This is a genomic window from Agrobacterium sp. MA01, assembly GCF_009650195.1.
GTDB lineage: Bacteria > Pseudomonadota > Alphaproteobacteria > Rhizobiales > Rhizobiaceae > Allorhizobium.
This window is the reverse complement of sequence record NZ_CP045854.1, coordinates 1,709,065-1,726,365: the sequence shown is the minus strand read 5'-3', so window position 1 is coordinate 1,726,365 and position 17,301 is coordinate 1,709,065. Positions and strand designations below refer to the sequence as shown.

The following is a 17,301-nucleotide window of genomic DNA, read 5'->3' as shown; positions in this document are numbered from 1 at the left end:
GAGGTTTATGCGTCCCGATGCTCGTCTTCTTGAGAAAAGCTTCCCAAACCCTGTTTGCCAAGATCTTGCTTCTCCTGCTCGTCCTCTCCTTCGGCGTCTGGGGTGTGTCGGCCTCGCTGTTCAGCAATACGTCCGACACCGTCGTCGCCGTTGGTGACCAGTCAGTGTCGTCTGCCGACTTCGCCTTCGCCTATCAGCGGCAGGTGACGGACATGAGCAACCGGTTCGGGATGCAGCTCACGACCGAACAGGCGCGCGCCTTCGGTATCGAATCCCAGGTGTTCTCGCAGCTTGCCGCAGGTGCTGCGCTGGACCAGTTGGCCGCAGACATGAACCTCGGCCTCTCTCAGGACCGCCTGGCGCAGCTGATTGCCGATGATCCGGCCTTCAAGAACTCTGGCGGAAACTTCGATCGTGCGCTCTTCTCCTCGCGGCTGCGCAATGCAGGTCTTCGCGAAGACGACTATATCGAGGAGCGCTCTAAGGTCGCCATCCGCAGCCAGATCGTCGACGCGACCGCTGACGGCTTCGTTGCGCCGAAGGTGTTGATCGACGCGATCAAGGCCTATCGCTACGAAAACCGCGACATCAATTATATCCTGCTGACCAACGCCAACATCGAGCTCATCAAGGCACCCGATGATGCGACCCTGGCAGCCTGGTTCGAGACGACGAAGTCCGGTTACCGCGCACCGGAATATCGCAGCTTCAACTATGTGAAGCTGGAACCCTCCGACATTGCCGACACGGCCTCCATCACCGACGAACAGATCCGCGAAGACTACGAGCGCCGCAAAGCTTCCTACGAGATCGCCGGGACACGCACGATCGAGCAGTTGAGTTTCGAAAACCGCGAAATGGCGGAAGCAGCGCTTGAAGAACTGCAGAAGGGCACGAGCTTCGACCAGCTTGTCACGGATCAGGGCAAGACTGCCGGCGACGTGCTGCTCGGCGACTTCACCCGCGATCGCCTGCCTGATCCGACCCTTGCCGAGGCAGCCTTTGCCGTGACGGCCGAGGGCGGCACGACTGGTGTCGTCGACGGTGCGTTCGGCCCGGTCATCCTGCGCGTCACCAACATCAAGGAAGGCCGCACACAGAGCCTCGACGAGGTCAGGGAAGAGATCCGCGAAGCGCTGGCCGAACAGGCCGCGATCGCCGACCTCACGGCTGTCCACGACCAGTTCGAGGATCTGCGGGCCGGCGGCTCGACGCTCAAGGAAGCGGCCGACCAATTGCAGCTTCAGACGGTGACTGTCACCGATATCGACCGCCGCGGGCTCGACAGTCGCGAGACGGAAGTTGCCGGTATCCCTGAACGGGACAAACTGCTCGCAGACGTTTTCAGTACCGAAATCGGTGTCGAAGCCTTGCCTGTCACCATGGGCAGCAACGGCTTCATCTGGTTCGATGTCACCGACATCAAGGCAGAGCGCGAGCGTGAACTGGCCGAAGTGCGCGAGAAGGCCATCGCCGACTGGACCGCAGAACAGCAGCGAATCGCACTCGGTGCGAAGGCGGAGAGCCTGCGCCAGCGGATCGCAGACGGCGGCAATCTGGAAGAGGTCGCGGCCGAACTGGCGCTTGCAGTTGAAAGCAAGGCCGGCATCACCCGCCGCACCGAAGACGCAGTTCTTGGCGCAACGGCGATCACTGCCGCCTTCTCTGGCCCGCAGGGCACGGTCGCGACTGCCTCTGGTGCCGATCCCTCCACACAGATCCTGCTGACGGTCACGGCCGTTCGCGACCAGCCTACGGGCGGCGTGCCGCTCAATGAGGACGAGCAGATCGCTCAGGTCGCGAACTCCGCAGGCGACGACATCCTCGACCAGATGGTGGGTCAGCTGCAGTCGGAATATGGCGTGACGATCAATCAGGCGCTGGCCCAGCAGGCCATCGTCCGATAACCGTCGGCCAAAGGGGGAGTTGCACATGTCCGGGTTGAAGCCCTTCATCGCCAAGATCGCAACGCGCCAGCCGCTTTCGCGGCAGGAGGCGAGCGACGCGTTCGAAATCCTGATGTCGGGCGAAGCCAGCATGGCGCAGGTTGGCGGCTTCCTGATGGGGCTCCGGGTCCGCGGCGAAACCGTCGACGAAATTGCCGGTGCCGTGTCGATCATGCGCCAGAAGATGGTGCCGGTGGATGCACCCGAAGATGCCATCGACATCGTCGGCACGGGCGGTGACGGGACGAATACATACAATATCTCGACGCTTGCCGCCCTAATCGTTGCAGGCGCGGGTGTCCCGGTTGCGAAGCATGGCAATCGGGCGCTGAGCTCGAAGTCAGGCACGGCCGATGCGCTGTCGCAGCTTGGCGTCAAGCTCGATATCGAACCGGACATGATCTCGCGCTGCATCCGCGAGGCAGGGATCGGCTTCATGTTTGCGCAGCTGCATCATCCGGCCATGCGGCATGTGGGCCCCGCCCGCGTCGAACTCGGGGCGCGGACCATCTTCAATATCGTCGGGCCGCTTTCGAGCCCTGCCCGCGTCAAGAAGCAACTCTTCGGCGTCTACTCGCCGGAATGGCTCGTTCCCGGGGCGGAAGCCCTACGCGATCTCGGCCTCACCAGTGCCTGGGTCGTGCATGGCAGTGGGCTCGACGAAATCACCACCACCGGCTCGAGCCAGGTGGCCGAGCTGAAGGACGGCGAAATCCGGACCTTCGAGCTGACACCGGCTGATTTTGGCGTGGAAACCGTTTCTCTCGATGCGATCAGGGGTGGCGATGGAACTGTCAACGCAGCTGCACTGCGCGACGTGCTGGGTGGCGCCAAGACTGCCTATCGCGACGTGGCACTCTGCAATGCCGCAGCCTCGCTGATCGTTGCTGGCAAGGCCAAGGACGTGACCGAGGGCATGCATCTCGCCAGCCAGTCGCTGGACACCGGCAGTGCAGCACGGGCACTCGAAACGCTGATCGCCATTTCCAATTCTGCCGCTCAAGAGTAAACTTCAGACCATGACCGATATCCTGAAGCGCATCGAAACCTACAAGCGGGAAGAAATCGCGGCCGCCAAGGCTGCCGTCTCGCTGTCGGAACTCATGGACCGGATCGCGAGCCAAGACGCGCCGCGCGGCTTTTACCGTTCGCTTCTCAGCGCTCGGGACGAAGGCCGGTTCGGCCTCATCGCCGAGATCAAGAAGGCGAGCCCCTCAAAGGGTCTCATCCGCCCCGATTTCGATCCGCCTGCATTGGCGGCAGCCTACGAAGCCGGTGGAGCCGCATGCCTGTCCGTGCTCACGGATATGCCGAGCTTTCAAGGGGCGCCCGAATACCTGACGGCCGCTCGCAAGGCCTGCTCGCTGCCGGCGCTGCGCAAGGATTTCATGTTCGACGCCTATCAGGTCTACGAGGCCCGTGCCTGGGGCGGCGACTGCATCCTACTGATCATGGCCTCGCTGTCTGATACAAAGGCGGCGGAACTGGAAAGCGTCGCCTTCGACCTCGGTATGGATGTACTGATCGAAGTGCACGATGCCGAGGAAATGGAACGTGCGCTGAAACTCAAGTCGCCTCTCGTCGGCATCAACAACCGCAATCTGCGGACCTTCGACGTCAGCCTCACGGTCAGCGAAGACCTTGCTGCCATGGTGCCGCCCGATCGGCTCCTGGTCGGCGAGAGCGGCATCTTCACCTATGAAGACTGCCAGCGGCTGCAGAAGTCGGGTATCACGACTTTCCTCGTCGGGGAGAGCCTGATGCGCAAGGACGATGTTGCCGAGGCAACACACATGCTTTTGACCGGCAAGACCGGCGCGCTGGCTGCGGAATGACGGCCGACGCCGGTGGTCTCACCCATATCGGCACCTCCGGCGAGGCGCATATGGTGGATGTCTCGGCCAAGGATGACACGGTTCGCATTGCGGTCGCCGAAGGCTTCGTGAAGATGAAACCGGAGACGCTTTCAACGATACGCGAGGGCAATGCCAAGAAGGGCGATGTGATCGGCACCGCCCGCATTGCTGGCATCATGGCGGCCAAACAGACGAGCAATCTCATTCCGCTTTGTCATCCGCTGATGCTATCCAAGGTGACTGTCGATATCGAGGAGGACTCGAATCTGCCGGGCCTGCGCGTCGCGGCGACCGTCAAGCTGACCGGCAAGACCGGAGTCGAGATGGAGGCGTTAACCGCCGTTTCCGTGACATGCCTGACGATCTACGACATGGCCAAGGCCGTGGACAAGACGATGGAAATCGGTGGGATCCGCGTGATGGAAAAGAGCGGCGGCAAATCGGGCGATTTTCGCCACCCGGAGCGGAGCTGATGTCGCTGCTGCCGGTCGAGGAAGCCCTTGCAAGGCTGCTTGCTGCAGCCCATCCGGTCACTGATGTCGAAGAGGTTTCGCTTCACGAGGCCAACGGGCGCATCCTGGCCACTGATCTAGTCGCTCGCCTTACCCAGCCCCCCTTCGATGCCTCGGCCATGGACGGCTATGCGCTGCGCGCTGCAGACGCCACCCAAGTCGGGTCCATCCTCACGGTCATCGGCGAATCGGCAGCCGGGCATGGATACTCTGGAACCGTCGCTTCAGGCGAAGCCGTGCGCATCTTTACCGGGGCCCCCGTCCCTGCTGCTGCCGACAGTATTCTCCTTCAGGAGGATGCCGAAAGGCTTGAGGGCGGTCGCATCCGAAGCAATTTCGCCGTGACCAAAGGGCGACATATCAGACCACGTGGACAGGATTTTGCCGAGGGTGACGTCGCGCTGTCTGCGGGCCTAAGCCTCGATTTCAGCCATCTGACGCTCGCGGCTGCGATGAACCATGCGACGCTTCCCGTCTTTCGTCGCCCGTGCGTCGCAATCCTTGCCACGGGTGACGAACTGGTGTCTCCGGGGACGTCCCCCGGCCCAAGCCAGATCATCGGCTCCAACACGTTTGGCATTGCTGCACTTGCCCGCGACAATGGCGCCGAGGTCATCGATCTCGGCATCGTCGCCGACAACCGGGGCCTGTTGCTTGAGGCGATCGAGCGAGCGCGCGCCAGCGGTGTCGATGTCCTCGTCACCCTGGGAGGGGCCTCAGTCGGCGATCATGACCTTGTGCAATCGACGCTCGTCTCCGCTGGCATGGAACTCAACTTCTGGCGGATCGCCATGCGGCCAGGCAAGCCGCTGATGGTCGGCCGGTTGGGCGCGATGCAGGTCCTGGGACTTCCCGGCAATCCGGTCTCCAGCCTCGTCTGTGGGCTTTTGTTTCTGGAGCCTCTGCTGTGCCATCTCGGACATCGGCAGTCCCCCCGGCGGATGGCCTCGGCGACGCTGCGCAATGCCCTGCCGGCCAATGACAAGCGGCAGGACTATGTGCGGGCGAAGCTAACAGACCGAGACGGCGAACTGCCTTTGGTCGAGAGCTTCGGCAAGCAGGACAGCTCGATGATGCGGATCTTCTCGCAGTCGGACTGCCTGATCGTAAGGCCACCGCATGCGGCGGCGGCTGAAGCGGGTGAGACTGTCCCGGTTATGCTGCTCCGACCCTGAGCGCACCACACACCCCTCTAGAACGCGATTGAAAGCAGAAGACCCGGCACGAGGCCGGGTCTTTGCATTTGTTTATCGTCGGCCGCCTCAGACCAGTCGGCTCTGCTCCAGCGCCGCACCGATGAAGCTCGCAAACAGCGGATGCGGGTCAAGCGGGCGCGACTTCAGCTCCGGATGGTACTGAACGCCGATGAACCAGGGATGGTCAGGATATTCGACGGTTTCCGGCAGCAGGCCGTCCGGCGACATGCCGGAGAAGACCAGACCGCAGGCTTCCAGCCGGTCCTTGTAGTCGACATTGACTTCGTAGCGGTGGCGATGACGCTCGGAGATATCCTGGGAGCCATAGATCTCGGAGATCTTGGTGCCCTTCTTCAGCGAGGCCTTGTAGGCGCCGAGACGCATAGTCCCACCGAGATCACCGACAGCCGAACGTTTTTCGAGCTCGTTGCCCTTCATCCATTCGGTCATCAGGCCGACGACCGGCTCTTCGGTCTTGCCGAATTCGGTCGAGGACGCGTTCTCGATTCCGGCAAGATGACGGGCCGCTTCAACGACGGCCATCTGCATGCCGAAGCAGATACCGAAATAAGGCACCTTGCGCTCGCGGGCGAATTGGGCCGCGAGGATTTTGCCTTCCGAACCGCGCTCGCCGAAGCCGCCGGGCACGAGGATACCGTTGACCTTTTCAAGCCACGGCGACGGATCTTCCTTTTCGAAGATTTCCGACTCGATCCATTCGAGCTTCACCTTCACCCGGTTGGCGATGCCACCGTGATAAAGCGCTTCAATCAGCGACTTATACGCGTCCTTGAGGCCGGTATATTTTCCGACGATCGCGATCGTGACCTCGCCTTCCGGCGTGCGGATGCGGTTGCAGACCTCTTCCCAGGCATCCAGACGCGGCTTCGGCGCCGGTTCGATACCAAAGGCTGCCAAAACCTCGTTGTCGAGGCCTTCCTTGTGGTAGGCCATCGGGACATCATAGATGTTGGCGACGTCAAGCGCCTGGATCACGGCGCTTTCACGCACGTTGCAGAACAGCGACAGCTTGCGGCGCTCGGCCTGCGGGATCTCACGGTCGGCACGGACCAGCAGAATGTCCGGATGGATACCGAGCGCCTGCAGTTCCTTGACGGAGTGCTGGGTCGGCTTGGTCTTCAGTTCGCCGGCCGCCGGAATGTAGGGCATCAGGGTCAGGTGGACATAGACGGCCGTGCCGCGTGGCAGATCGTTGCCGAGCTGACGGATCGCTTCCATGAAGGGCATGGCTTCGATATCGCCGACGGTGCCGCCAATCTCGCAGATGACGAAATCATAGTCGTCATTGCCTTCAATGACGAAGTCCTTGATCTCGTTGGTGACGTGCGGAATGACCTGAACGGTTGCGCCGAGATAGTCGCCGCGACGTTCCTTGTCGATGATGTTCTTGTAAATGCGACCGGTGGTGATGTTGTCGGTCTTGGTGGCCGACCGCCCCGTGAAGCGCTCATAGTGACCGAGATCGAGGTCGGTCTCGGCACCGTCGTCGGTGACGAAGACTTCGCCGTGTTGAGTCGGGCTCATGGTGCCCGGGTCAACGTTCAAGTAGGGGTCCAGCTTGCGCAAACGTACGCGGTAACCGCGTGCCTGCAACAATGCTCCGAGTGCCGCGGCCGCAATTCCTTTGCCAAGAGAGGAAACCACGCCGCCAGTGATGAATACATATCGCGCCATGGGCTTCACCGGATACCGTTTCAGATTCGATTCCGCCAGCCCTAATCGGGTTTGTCCCACATTTTTCGTGGAAATGGCGGAATATGGACAAAAGAAAACCGGCGGACCCTGGAGCCCGCCGGAGTGATGGAAGTCGTTCCGATCAGTTGTTCGGAACGGCGTTGGGGTCTGCTGCAGGAGCTGCAGGTGCCGCAGGCGTCGGCTGAGCCGGTGCCGTGCCCGGAAGCTGGTCGAGCACACTGCCGCCGCCCTGGGTCGTACCGTTGCCCGCCGGGATGCGGTCGAGGATATCGGTAGGACGCGACTCATGGCGGGCCAGAATACCGAGCGCCAGCGAGATCACGAAGAACAGGGTCGCGAGGATCGCCGTGGTGCGCGTCAGCGCATTGGCCGTGCCGCGTGCCGACATGAAGCCCGAGCCGCCGCCGATGCCGAGGCCACCGCCTTCGGAGCGCTGGATAAGGACGACGCCGATCAGGGCGACGACGACCATGAGATAGATAACGAGCAATACGGTCTGCATGGAATGTCCATCCTGCCCGATAAGGGCAAAATCAATGAGGTTGGCGGCTCTTTACATGAGAGGAACGGCCATTGAAAGCCCCTCTTCCGCATTTCGGGGCTTTGCCCCTCAGGCGGTGAGTTCCTCATAGACCTGGTATATGGCGAGAAAATCGGCTGCCTTCAAGCTCGCACCACCGATCAGGGCACCATCGACATTGTCGACCGCCATCAGTTCCTTGGCATTCGAAGGCTTGACCGAGCCGCCATAGAGAAGGCGCATCTTATTGCCCACGTCGCCGAAGCGCTTGACCAGTTCGGCACGCAGGAAAGCATGCGCTTCCGCCACGTCCGCAACGGTCGGCGTCAGGCCGGTCCCGATCGCCCATACCGGCTCATAGGCGATAACGGTGCGTTCTGCCGTAGCGCCATCCGGAACGGAGCCGGCAAGCTGACGCTTTAGGATGTCGAGTGTCTGACCGGACTTGCGCTCGTCTGCCGTCTCGCCAATGCAGATCACGGCTGTCAGGTCCGCCGCATAGGCGGCTTCCGCCTTGGCGCGCACGAGATGATCGGTTTCGGCGTGGTCGGTGCGACGCTCGGAGTGGCCGACGATGACATGCGTGCCAAAGCAGTCAGCGATCATCTCGGCCGAGAGATCGCCCGTATGGGCCCCCGACGCATTCTGATGGCAATCCTGGGCGCCGATCTGAAGCGGGCTGTCGGTGCACAGCGCGGTCGCGACATAAAGCAGCGTTGCCGGCGGGCAGATCAGGCATTCTACCTTCTCGGACAGCGGTCCCTGGACACCTTCAGCAATCGCCTTGATCTGATCGAGCGAGGCTCGCGTGCCATTCATTTTCCAATTGCCCGCAACAAGCGGGCGAACATCCGGTGTCATATCGTCTCAACCCCTATTTCGCTTGTGCGAAGTAGCAAATCTGAGCCCGAAAGGAAAGATTGCGCTATCCGATTGGCCCGTTTATCGGGCGACATGGTGAAAATGTGAAACTCAGGCGCCTCTATAACTGGCAGACCAACCCGTTAGCGGATGAGCCAATTGAGGAGGGCACGCCAATCCGACATACGCACCGGCGTCCCGTGCGATCCGGTCTCGAACAGAGTGAAGCGTACCGGCTGACCGGCGGCGCGGAGCTTCCTATAGATGGAAACCTGACCTTCGGCCGCGTAGACACTGTCGCGGCTGCCATGGGTGAACCAAATCGGCAGCCTGGCCTTGGCTGCGGCACTCTTTGGCAGTGCCGGATCCGGCGCACCGCCGAGGATCGCCATGCCTGAGAGCTTCGCCACGGTTGCCGGGTCCCGCGACAGGCCCGAGCAGATGAAGCTGCCCATGGATGCACAAGCCAGAACCACCGGCTTGCCACCGGATTGAGCCGAGGCGTAGGCAACAAGGGACGCGATCTCGCTGACGCCCTTGTCGTCGAAGCTTCTCACCGAAGGCGCGTAATAGGTGCCGCCGTTTTCGGCGGCGAGGTTCTTCAGGCGATTGAAATTGCCACCGAAGCTGATGTCGTTCAGCCCAAGGCGTCTGTCCCCGCCCCTGCCGTGAATGAAGATCACGGTGAAGGCCTGGCCCTGATCACGACCGACCCGTCCGACCTCCATCGGCCCGGTCGGGAGCTGCAGTGTCTGGTTCTCCTGGACCCGTCGAACCTTCAGCGACACATAGCGATCCTTCACGCGACGCTCAGGGATGCTGTCGCGACCGTTGATGTCGCGCATCTCATCATAATCGATGCGGGTGAAATCGCCGCCGTCTCCAGTTTCCAGCACCGTCTGGCTTGAAAACAGCTCATCCTTGAATGGTGCGATGGTCTCGGCTCTGGCACTCGACAGGAACAGAAACGGAAAGAGAACGCAGGAAATCGCCGCAGTGCGGAAATGAGCTGTGGACATCTGCATGGAAGATGGGTTTCCTCTCGGCTCACGCTTGCCTTCGCGAAATGCGCCACGCAAAGCTGGCCCGAATTCAACATGCGCCGGCTCTCTGGCCCTTCGCGCCTGCCCTGCCTATCTGGCACAATCCGACCGATTCGCAGATGCGACTGGCCTGATGCGGCGGCTTTATGAAGGTGCCGCGAAGCCGGCATCGAACAGCAACAGAGTATCGAACGACGCCATGGACGACAACGATCTCTTTTCCGGCATGCCGCTCGCCCAGAAGGTCGAGGCGGAAACCGTAACGACGCCGACACCGACCCCTACGCCTGCCGCGCGACCGGCGGCCCCTGCTTCGACGGCGGGACCTGAGGAATATGGCGCGTCTTCCATTCGCGTTCTCGAAGGCCTCGAGCCGGTGCGCATGCGTCCGGGGATGTATATCGGCGGCACGGACGAAAAGGCGCTGCATCACCTGTTTGCCGAAGTCATCGACAACTCGATGGACGAAGCGGTTGCAGGACACGCCAACTTCATCGACGTGCATCTGGATACCCAGGGCTTTCTGACGGTCACGGATAACGGTCGCGGTATCCCGGTCGAACTGCATCCGCAGGTGCCGGGCAAGTCGACGCTTGAAGTGATCATGACCAAGCTGCATGCCGGCGGCAAATTCGACGGCAAGGCCTATGAGACATCAGGTGGTCTGCACGGCGTCGGTGTCTCCGTTGTCAACGCGTTGTCCGACCTGCTCGAGGTTGAAGTCGCCCGCAATCGCAAGCTCTATCGCCAGACCTTTTCGCGCGGTGTGCCGCAGGGCGGGCTTGAAGAACTGGGCGAAGTGCACAACCGACGCGGCACGCGGGTACGCTTTCACCCCGATCCGCAGATCTTCGGCGATCATGCAAAGTTCGATCCGGGCCGGATCTTTCGCATGGCCCGGTCGAAGGCCTATCTGTTCGGCGGCGTCGAGATCCGCTGGTCCTGCGATCCGGGCATGGTGCCCGAGGGTGGCGACATCCCGGAGAAGGCCGTCTTCCACTTCCCCGGTGGCCTGAAGGACTATCTTGCCGCGACGCTCGGCAAGGACTTCACAGTCACCCGCGAGATCTTCGCCGGCAAGACCGAGAAGACCGGCGGCCATGGCGCGATGGAATGGGCTGTTACTTGGTATGGCGGTGACCCGGCTCTGCATTCCTATTGCAACACGATCCCGACGCCTGAAGGCGGCACCCATGAAGCCGGTCTGCGCATTGCGCTGACCAAGGGCTTAAAGAACTATGCTGAACTGACGCAAAACAAGCGCGCAAAAGAAATCACCACCGACGACGTGATGATTTCTGCTGTCGGCATGCTGTCGGTTTTCATCCGTGAGCCTGAGTTCGTCGGCCAGACCAAGGACAAGCTCGCGACCGTCGAGGCCCAGCGTCTTGTCGAAAACGTGCTGCGCGACCCCTTCGACCATTATCTCGCCGACAATCCCAACGAAGCGGCCAAGCTGCTCGACTGGGTGATCGAGCGAGCGGAAGAGCGATTGCGCCGCCGCAAGGAAAAGGAAGTCAATCGCAAGACGGCCGTGCGCAAACTGCGTCTGCCGGGCAAGCTTGCCGACTGCTCACAAAACACGGCCGAAGGCGCCGAACTCTTCATCGTCGAGGGTGACTCGGCTGGTGGCTCGGCCAAGCAGGCGCGCAACCGCTCCAATCAGGCGATCCTGCCGCTGCGCGGCAAGATCCTGAACGTCGGGTCGGCGAGCCGCGAAAAGCTGATGGCCAACCAACAGATCGCCGACCTGATCCAGGCGCTCGGCTGCGGCACACGGACGAAGTATCGTGACGAAGACCTGCGTTACGAACGCATCATCGTGATGACCGATGCTGACGTCGACGGCGCACATATCGCATCGCTGCTGATCACCTTCTTCTATCAGGAAATGCCCGAACTCATCCGCGGCAACCATCTCTATCTCGCGGTGCCCCCGCTTTACGTCATTCGCCAGGGCGCCAAGACGGTCTATGCCCGCGACGACGCCCACCGGGCCGAGTTGATGGAGACCGTATTCAAGGGCAAGAAGGTCGAGATCGGACGCTTCAAAGGTCTCGGTGAAATGATGCCGGCGCAGCTCAAGGAAACGACCATGGATCCGAGCAAGCGGACGCTGCTCAGGGTCGGCATCGATGACGTAGATTTCGAGGGCACGCGGGACGCGGTAGACGCCTTGATGGGAACGAAGCCTGAGGCCCGCTTCCGCTTCATCCAGGAGCGTGCCGCCTTCGCCGAGAACCTCGACATCTGAGGCATAGTGACGATCACTTCCGGGGCCGCCGCTTGTTTCCAGCGCGAGAATGCGCCATATGCAGGGCAGCATTAACGGGATAGTCCAGAACGTGAGTCAGGCTGAAATTCAGACCCCGTCGAAAGGGCCGCGTTGGCTCGGTCAGGCAACGGCAAATCGCATCGCCCTGATTACACCGATCTCCGTCGCACGCTGGCTGCTGGTACTGATCGGCATTGCCGCGATCTACTTTTTCCACGGTTTCGTCGTGCCTGTGATGGCCGCGCTCGTCATCGCCTTTGCAAGCTGGCCGCTTTACCGCCGGCTGCTTGAACGCATCGGCGGCAACACGACGATCGGCGCAACGATCGCGCTCATCGCCATCTTGGCCTTCCTCATCATCCCGATCGGCATCGCGATTTCTTATGCGGTTGACGAGATACGCCAGTGGATCAGCTGGGCGGTACAGGCAAACGAGACCGGCGCCCCGCCTCCGGCCTGGATTGCGGCCCTGCCACGCATCGGTAACTGGCTCGTTGCGCAATGGAACGAGCATATCGGGCAGCCAGGTGCGATTGGCGAACTCATCCAACTGGTGAGTGGTGCCAATATCGGCAACATCTATCGGGCTGTGATCGCCGCAGGAGATGGTCTTTTCCATCTGGTGTTGACGCTTCTGTTCATGCTGATCGCCCTCTTCTTCGTCTATCGCGATGGGGCCAACTTCTCGCGCCAGCTCGACCTGCTCGGCGAGCGCATTCTGCCCAACCGCTGGGAACGGATTTCACGCGTGGTTCCCGCGACGATCAGTTCCACTGTCACAGGCATGACGCTGATCGCAATCGCCGAAGGCATCATTCTCGGCATCGCGTATTGGCTCGCCGGCGTGCCCTCCCCGGTCACCCTCGGCGTGATCACCGGCGTCATGGCACTCATTCCGGGTGGCGCACCGCTCTCGTTCACACTGGTTTCGATCTATCTCGTCGCCAGCGGCTCCATGTTCGAAGGCGTTGCCCTTTTCGTCTGGGGCTCGGTCGAGCTCTTCATCGTCGACAAGACCGTCCGTCCGCGCCTCGTCGGAGGTCCCATCAAGCTGCCGTTCCTGCCGACCTTCTTCGGCCTGGTGGGCGGCGTGAAAACCATGGGCTTCCTCGGCCTGTTCATCGGCCCGGTGCTGATGGCGCTCCTTGTCTCCATCTGGCGCGAGTGGATCCGCGAGGTCGAACGCTCCGACGACGTCCTTCCCGTGGACGAGCAAGGGGAACTCGATCTCTTCACCGATTCGGGCCGTGAAGCCACGCGGGTTTCGATCGCCTAGCGGGATCTGCCGGTGCACGAGTTTTCGGCCCGTACTGGCCTGAAGCCCTTCGTCGACGAAGCAACGGTATCCTGCCTTGCTTCGGCTCCAATCATTCTGTTTCGTCTGACCGCCAACGACCCTGACGGGAGCCCCCTGCGATGAAGACTGCACTGATCATGATGACGATCCTTGGCTGCGACGACAGCGTCAGCCATTGCGAGTTCGTCGAGACGCCGGTCGAGCGATTCGTCTCCATCGAGCTGTGCAACGCTGCATCTGAACAGGTCCTGGGGCGCTATACCAATATCGGCTATCCGACGGCCGTTGCCGTCTGCCAGACGCCTCCACCAGAGATAATGGAGGCACTGGCTGCGCAGTCACCGCAGACGGACAGCAGTGCTGCTATTGTGGTGCCGACAGCAGAACAGGAGCGTACACTAAAGGATCGTGCGATCGACGCGGTCCGCGAAGTCCTGCCCGGCAAGGCTGCGATCAAGATGATCTTCGAGAAGCCGATCCACGTTGTCTCGGAAAGCTATTCATGGGTCGCCAAGAAAATCGTGCCGTGACGGGTCAGGCGGCGGCGAGCGCGAAGCCGGAGGCATAATCCCGCGCCAGGCGACGTTCTTCCGCGATGGCGAGCCGCTCGATCATGTCGACGAGCACACTTGCGGGTTCAGTGAGATTGCTGTCCCCGCGATAACGCTGCACAAGGCGATGGGCGATGTGATCGAGGTCGAAGCCGCTCGCCGACTGGATAAGCCCACGCCACAGCATGACGGCATCAACGAAAAGCGGGCTGACATCGCGGCCGAGACCTGCGGATTCCAAGAGTGCGCGTACGGCGTGGAAGCGTCCGGTTGCGAGGATAGAGCGCACGCGGCGCTCGTCGAGCCCGGAAATCGCAACGATGGCGCAAGAGAAGAAGTCGGTCCGGCCAGCGCATAGCGCATGCATCAGGAAGGCGGGAGTCAGCCGGCCTGCGACCCTGAGCTGCTCCGTCAGGCGCGCGAGTTCGTCGCCATGAACGTCGGCAAGCAGGGCGATGGTGGCGCTGTCGCCAGCTTCGCGTGCGATTCGCTCGATGCGACGACTGCCGATGGCGCCGATCACCAAACCTGAGCCGGCGAGCGCTTCAGTGACGAACTGGACGAGGAGTTGCCGCACACCACTCGTCAGATCGTCACGATCCAGAAGAAGGGCGCGGATTCGTTCGCTGTGGCCGTGACGCTCGGCAATGCGGCGCAGGGTAAAGGCCGTGATGCAGGCGCCGGGATTTTCCAGGAGGACCTCAAGCTCGGCCGCATCGCCGATCTCAGCAAGTGCTGCGGCCACGCCAACGCTGACCTTCTTGCGAGCAGCAATCAGGGCACGGGTTTCGACGGTGCCACGGCCGGCAATGTCGACCAGATCGGCATCTGACAGAACCGGCGAGCACAGAATGACGACCGAAGCGATTTCCGGCTGATCCTCGGCCAGCGATACCATCAAGGCCCGTGGAGCCCGCTCTTCCGGGGCAAGAATATCGGCGAGCGCGAGCCGCACCTGTGGTGCCGGGTCGTCGAGCAGATAGGTCATCGCCATCTGAGCTGCCTGGCGCTCGTCCGGGGCCATGTCGGACTTCAAATAGGCGCGAGCAAGCGCGTTTGCTGCACGCGCCCGATCCTGCGTCTTTGCCGTTTCGACCCATCTGAGAAAAGCTGCAACGATCAAAGTCGAACCCACTCGCCACCTGTACAAACCCGAAGCATTCGGTGTTTTGACAGTAGGATCAAAGTGTTTAAGAAACGTTCACCACGTTCATTAACCACAACACTCGACCCGGTTCAGCACCGTGCGGACCGGGTCGAGATGCCATGTCAGGTCCTCTGGCTCGGCCGTTTGAGTTCGAAGACAGGCCCCATGCCGGCATAGTCCATATAACCCAGGCGCATGATCGGGTCGGCAACAGCCAGATCGAATCGTCCGTTCCGGATCACCGCGTCGGCAATATGGATGCCGACGACCTGGCCGAAGACGGCATGGCTGTCGGTGTCATTCCCGTCCATGTCGGGCAAGGTCAGAACCTTGGTCACCCGGCATTCGAGCGCCGCTACGGCTTCCCCGACAAAGGGAGCGTCGACGATTCTCCCGGGTGCGGGGGTCAGACCCGCCAGCTCGAATTCATCCGTCTCATAGGCAACGGCGGCCGACGATTCGTTCATCCGGTCCATCAACGTCCGGCTCACGAAGCTTGCCGTGAAGACGCCGGTTTCCTCGACGTTCCTTAAGCTGTCCTTGCGGCCGCCGGACGAGAACATGACCATTTTCGGTCTGTCGCCGACGGCGTTGAAGAAGGAATAGGGGGAAAGATTGCGGGTACCATCCCTGCCCTTCGTGCCGATCCAGCCGATGGGCCTCGGCGCCACGATCGCCTTGAAGGGATCATGTGCCATGCCATGGGCATTCGTCTCGGTGTCATAGAACATCAGTCTTCGCCACCCTGCCAGGAAACAAGATCTTCCACCGCCGGACGCGGACGCTCGACGATCGGAAACTCGGTCGAGCCGATGTGAATGAATCCGGCTACCTTCTCACCGGCCTTTACGCCGAGAAGCGGATGGGCGCGCTCGTCGAAGGCGAACCATTCACTGAGCCAGTTCGATACATAGCCATGGGCATTGGCCGCCATCAGCAGATTGAGGCAAAGGGCACCGGCGGACATGACCTGCTCCCATTCCGGGATCTTCGCATGCGGGGCTGCCGTCGAGATCACAGCAACGACCACCGGCGCCCGGGTGAAACGCGCGCGTTCGACCTGGATCATCTCCTCGGAAAGACCAGGGTTCTTTTCCACTGCCATCTTAAGCAGTTCTTCGCCGATGCGGACGCGTTCTTCGCCACGGTAGACGATGAAGCGCCAGGGAGCGATCTTGCCGTGATCGGGAACGCGGACCGCCAGCGTCAGAATCGACTCGATTTCCGCCTTGTCCGGACCCGGCTCGCACATCTGAAAGGCGGGCACAGAGCGGCGAACTGCGAGATAATCGAGCAGCTTGATGTCTTTTTTCATTTTCTTGATACCTTCATAGGCCTTTACGGTAGCGGCAGGTCTTGAAATTGCCATGCGGTTCGGTTTGAAGTTGCCGGCATTGGGAAGGAAGTCAACACACAGTGCATCGCATGTCACGCCAATCTGGTCTTGTCCGACTGCTGCTCTGGCTACTCGTTGCCTCGGCGGCAGCGTCGCCGTCTTTTGCTCAGGAAGCCTTTGAGACCTTCAAACAGCTGAACGGCTCGACCAAGATGCCTAAGCTGAAGGCGTTTTCGGCTCCGGGTGCAGCCGCGATCGCCAATGTGACGCAAGGGCGCAGCGTCAAGCTCGATGCCAAGCTGACCGACCAGGGCGAACCGATGCAGCATGGGCTGTCCTGGCGCGTGTTCAGCCCCATTCCCGGGGCCGACGGCAAGCTGCCCTTGCTTGCCAGTGCCGAAGGTGGTTCGGCCGCGTTTCAGCTGGCGCCCGGTGACTATTTCGTCAACGTATCCTTCGGGCGTGCAGGTGCTACCAAGAAGCTCATCGTGCCGGTCGAAGGTGAGGTTGCCAATCAGGTTCTCGTGCTTGATGCTGGCGGCATGTCGCTGAGTGCCATCTCTGGCGCCGACACCCATATTCCCGACAAGCAGTTGAGTTTCGACATCTATGCCTCCGAGGTCCGCGAGGACGGAGAGCGCGGCTTAGTGCTTGCAGATGTAAAGCCTAACACCATCGTGCGTCTGAACGCCGGAACCTATCATGTCGTGTCGGAATACGGCTCGATCAACGCCGTGGTGCGCGCCGACATCACGGTCGAAGCCGGCGAACTGACGGAAGCGACCATCCAGCACCGCGCTTCCCAGGTGGGCTTCAAGCTGGTCTCGGAAGAAGGCGGTGAAGCGATTGCCGATACCGCCTGGTCCGTCCTGACGTCAGGCGGTGACATCGTGGCGGAAAGCGTCAGCGCCTTCCCGGTGATGGTGCTGGCTGAGGGCCAGTACACGGCGGTTGCCCGCAACAAGGACAAGCTCTTCCAGCGGGATTTCGAGGTGAAGGCCGGGGTCAACCTGGATGTCGAGCTGATGCTCGACCAGCCCTGACG

General features: G+C 61.4%; 16 protein-coding genes. 9 read left to right on the top strand and 7 right to left on the bottom strand.

Annotated features, from left to right (window positions below):
• Positions 1–17: 17 nt before the first annotated feature.
• Genes GH983_RS08495 through glp form a run of 5 tightly spaced genes read left to right on the top strand, consistent with a single transcriptional unit; the run spans position 18 to position 5,489 of the window.
• Positions 18–1,907, top strand: coding sequence for a peptidylprolyl isomerase (locus tag GH983_RS08495; RefSeq protein WP_153762152.1), 1,890 nt, complete (start codon positions 18–20; stop codon positions 1,905–1,907).
• 25 nt (positions 1,908–1,932) lie between these two features.
• Positions 1,933–2,955, top strand: a complete 1,023-nt coding sequence (gene trpD, locus GH983_RS08490; protein WP_153762151.1) for an anthranilate phosphoribosyltransferase — start codon at positions 1,933–1,935, stop codon at positions 2,953–2,955.
• A 10-nt stretch (positions 2,956–2,965) separates the two neighbouring features.
• Entirely contained in the window at positions 2,966–3,781 is an 816-nt protein-coding gene (trpC, locus tag GH983_RS08485; RefSeq protein WP_153762150.1) for an indole-3-glycerol phosphate synthase TrpC, read from the top strand.
• Positions 3,778–4,275 (top strand): cyclic pyranopterin monophosphate synthase MoaC, encoded by a 498-nt coding sequence (gene moaC / locus GH983_RS08480; protein WP_153762149.1) that lies wholly within the window; start codon positions 3,778–3,780, stop codon positions 4,273–4,275. Before trpC ends, moaC begins: the two co-directional genes overlap by 4 nt.
• Complete coding sequence (gene glp / locus GH983_RS08475) at positions 4,275–5,489, top strand: gephyrin-like molybdotransferase Glp (protein WP_153762148.1); 1,215 nt, start codon at positions 4,275–4,277, stop codon at positions 5,487–5,489. The genes moaC and glp overlap by 1 nt, the downstream gene beginning before the upstream one ends.
• An 87-nt stretch (positions 5,490–5,576) precedes the next feature.
• Here glp and GH983_RS08470 read toward each other — a convergent pair whose 3' ends face one another.
• The 4 genes from GH983_RS08470 to GH983_RS08455 all read right to left on the bottom strand — a co-directional run bounded on the left by GH983_RS08470 (position 5,577) and on the right by GH983_RS08455 (position 9,632).
• Positions 5,577–7,214, bottom strand: a complete 1,638-nt coding sequence (locus GH983_RS08470; RefSeq protein WP_305765076.1) for a CTP synthase — start codon at positions 7,212–7,214, stop codon at positions 5,577–5,579.
• 133 nt (positions 7,215–7,347) lie between these two features.
• Positions 7,348–7,728, bottom strand: coding sequence for a preprotein translocase subunit SecG (gene secG / locus GH983_RS08465; protein WP_054148050.1), 381 nt, complete (start codon positions 7,726–7,728; stop codon positions 7,348–7,350).
• Between the two features lie 108 nt (positions 7,729–7,836).
• Complete coding sequence (gene tpiA / locus GH983_RS08460) at positions 7,837–8,607, bottom strand: triose-phosphate isomerase (RefSeq protein ID WP_153762147.1); 771 nt, start codon at positions 8,605–8,607, stop codon at positions 7,837–7,839.
• A gap of 143 nt (positions 8,608–8,750) precedes the next feature.
• A complete protein-coding gene (locus GH983_RS08455) occupies positions 8,751–9,632 on the bottom strand; it encodes an alpha/beta fold hydrolase (protein WP_153762146.1) in 882 nt (293 codons plus the stop codon).
• A 217-nt stretch (positions 9,633–9,849) separates the two neighbouring features.
• On the opposite strand from GH983_RS08455, the gene parE reads away from it, so the two are divergent.
• The 3 genes from parE (at position 9,850) to GH983_RS08440 (ending at position 13,752) form a co-directional block, all read left to right on the top strand.
• A complete protein-coding gene (gene parE, locus GH983_RS08450) occupies positions 9,850–11,904 on the top strand; it encodes a DNA topoisomerase IV subunit B (RefSeq protein WP_054148136.1) in 2,055 nt (684 codons plus the stop codon).
• A gap of 58 nt (positions 11,905–11,962) precedes the next feature.
• A complete protein-coding gene (locus GH983_RS08445; protein ID WP_153762145.1) occupies positions 11,963–13,201 on the top strand; it encodes an AI-2E family transporter in 1,239 nt (412 codons plus the stop codon).
• Between the two features lie 140 nt (positions 13,202–13,341).
• Entirely contained in the window at positions 13,342–13,752 is a 411-nt protein-coding gene (locus GH983_RS08440) for a hypothetical protein (RefSeq protein WP_054148047.1), read from the top strand.
• 4 nt (positions 13,753–13,756) lie between these two features.
• Here GH983_RS08440 and GH983_RS08435 read toward each other — a convergent pair whose 3' ends face one another.
• The 3 genes from GH983_RS08435 to GH983_RS08425 form a co-directional block, all read right to left on the bottom strand.
• Positions 13,757–14,896, bottom strand: a complete 1,140-nt coding sequence (locus GH983_RS08435) for a DUF2336 domain-containing protein (RefSeq protein WP_153763579.1) — start codon at positions 14,894–14,896, stop codon at positions 13,757–13,759.
• Positions 14,897–15,042: 146 nt separating this feature from the next.
• Positions 15,043–15,651, bottom strand: a complete 609-nt coding sequence (locus GH983_RS08430; protein ID WP_069041433.1) for a flavin reductase family protein — start codon at positions 15,649–15,651, stop codon at positions 15,043–15,045.
• The gene (locus GH983_RS08425; protein WP_069043816.1) at positions 15,651–16,235 is read right to left on the bottom strand and encodes a nitroreductase; all 585 of its coding nucleotides are present in this window, start codon (positions 16,233–16,235) and stop codon (positions 15,651–15,653) included. Before GH983_RS08425 ends, GH983_RS08430 begins: the two co-directional genes overlap by 1 nt.
• Positions 16,236–16,345: 110 nt before the next feature.
• Here GH983_RS08425 and GH983_RS08420 point away from each other — a divergent pair, with 110 nt between their 5' ends.
• Positions 16,346–17,299, top strand: a complete 954-nt coding sequence (locus tag GH983_RS08420; RefSeq protein ID WP_153762144.1) for a hypothetical protein — start codon at positions 16,346–16,348, stop codon at positions 17,297–17,299.
• Positions 17,300–17,301: the final 2 nt, after the last annotated feature.

What these genes read in the sequence shown, in the direction of transcription:
- GH983_RS08440 (WP_054148047.1), top strand. Translation starts at nt 13,342, where the DNA reads ATGAAGACTGCACTGATCATGATGACGATCCTTGGCTGCGACGACAGC.
- parE (WP_054148136.1), top strand. Translation starts at nt 9,850, where the DNA reads ATGGACGACAACGATCTCTTTTCCGGCATGCCGCTCGCCCAGAAGGTC.
- trpC (WP_153762150.1), top strand. Translation starts at nt 2,966, where the DNA reads ATGACCGATATCCTGAAGCGCATCGAAACCTACAAGCGGGAAGAAATC.
- GH983_RS08430 (WP_069041433.1), bottom strand. Translation starts at nt 15,651, where the DNA reads ATGTTCTATGACACCGAGACGAATGCCCATGGCATGGCACATGATCCC.
- trpD (WP_153762151.1), top strand. Translation starts at nt 1,933, where the DNA reads ATGTCCGGGTTGAAGCCCTTCATCGCCAAGATCGCAACGCGCCAGCCG.
- GH983_RS08420 (WP_153762144.1), top strand. Translation starts at nt 16,346, where the DNA reads ATGTCACGCCAATCTGGTCTTGTCCGACTGCTGCTCTGGCTACTCGTT.
- secG (WP_054148050.1), bottom strand. Translation starts at nt 7,728, where the DNA reads ATGCAGACCGTATTGCTCGTTATCTATCTCATGGTCGTCGTCGCCCTG.
- glp (WP_153762148.1), top strand. Translation starts at nt 4,275, where the DNA reads ATGTCGCTGCTGCCGGTCGAGGAAGCCCTTGCAAGGCTGCTTGCTGCA.
- GH983_RS08455 (WP_153762146.1), bottom strand. Translation starts at nt 9,632, where the DNA reads ATGCAGATGTCCACAGCTCATTTCCGCACTGCGGCGATTTCCTGCGTT.
- moaC (WP_153762149.1), top strand. Translation starts at nt 3,778, where the DNA reads ATGACGGCCGACGCCGGTGGTCTCACCCATATCGGCACCTCCGGCGAG.
- GH983_RS08445 (WP_153762145.1), top strand. Translation starts at nt 11,963, where the DNA reads ATGCAGGGCAGCATTAACGGGATAGTCCAGAACGTGAGTCAGGCTGAA.
- GH983_RS08425 (WP_069043816.1), bottom strand. Translation starts at nt 16,235, where the DNA reads ATGAAAAAAGACATCAAGCTGCTCGATTATCTCGCAGTTCGCCGCTCT.
- GH983_RS08495 (WP_153762152.1), top strand. Translation starts at nt 18, where the DNA reads ATGCTCGTCTTCTTGAGAAAAGCTTCCCAAACCCTGTTTGCCAAGATC.
- tpiA (WP_153762147.1), bottom strand. Translation starts at nt 8,607, where the DNA reads ATGACACCGGATGTTCGCCCGCTTGTTGCGGGCAATTGGAAAATGAAT.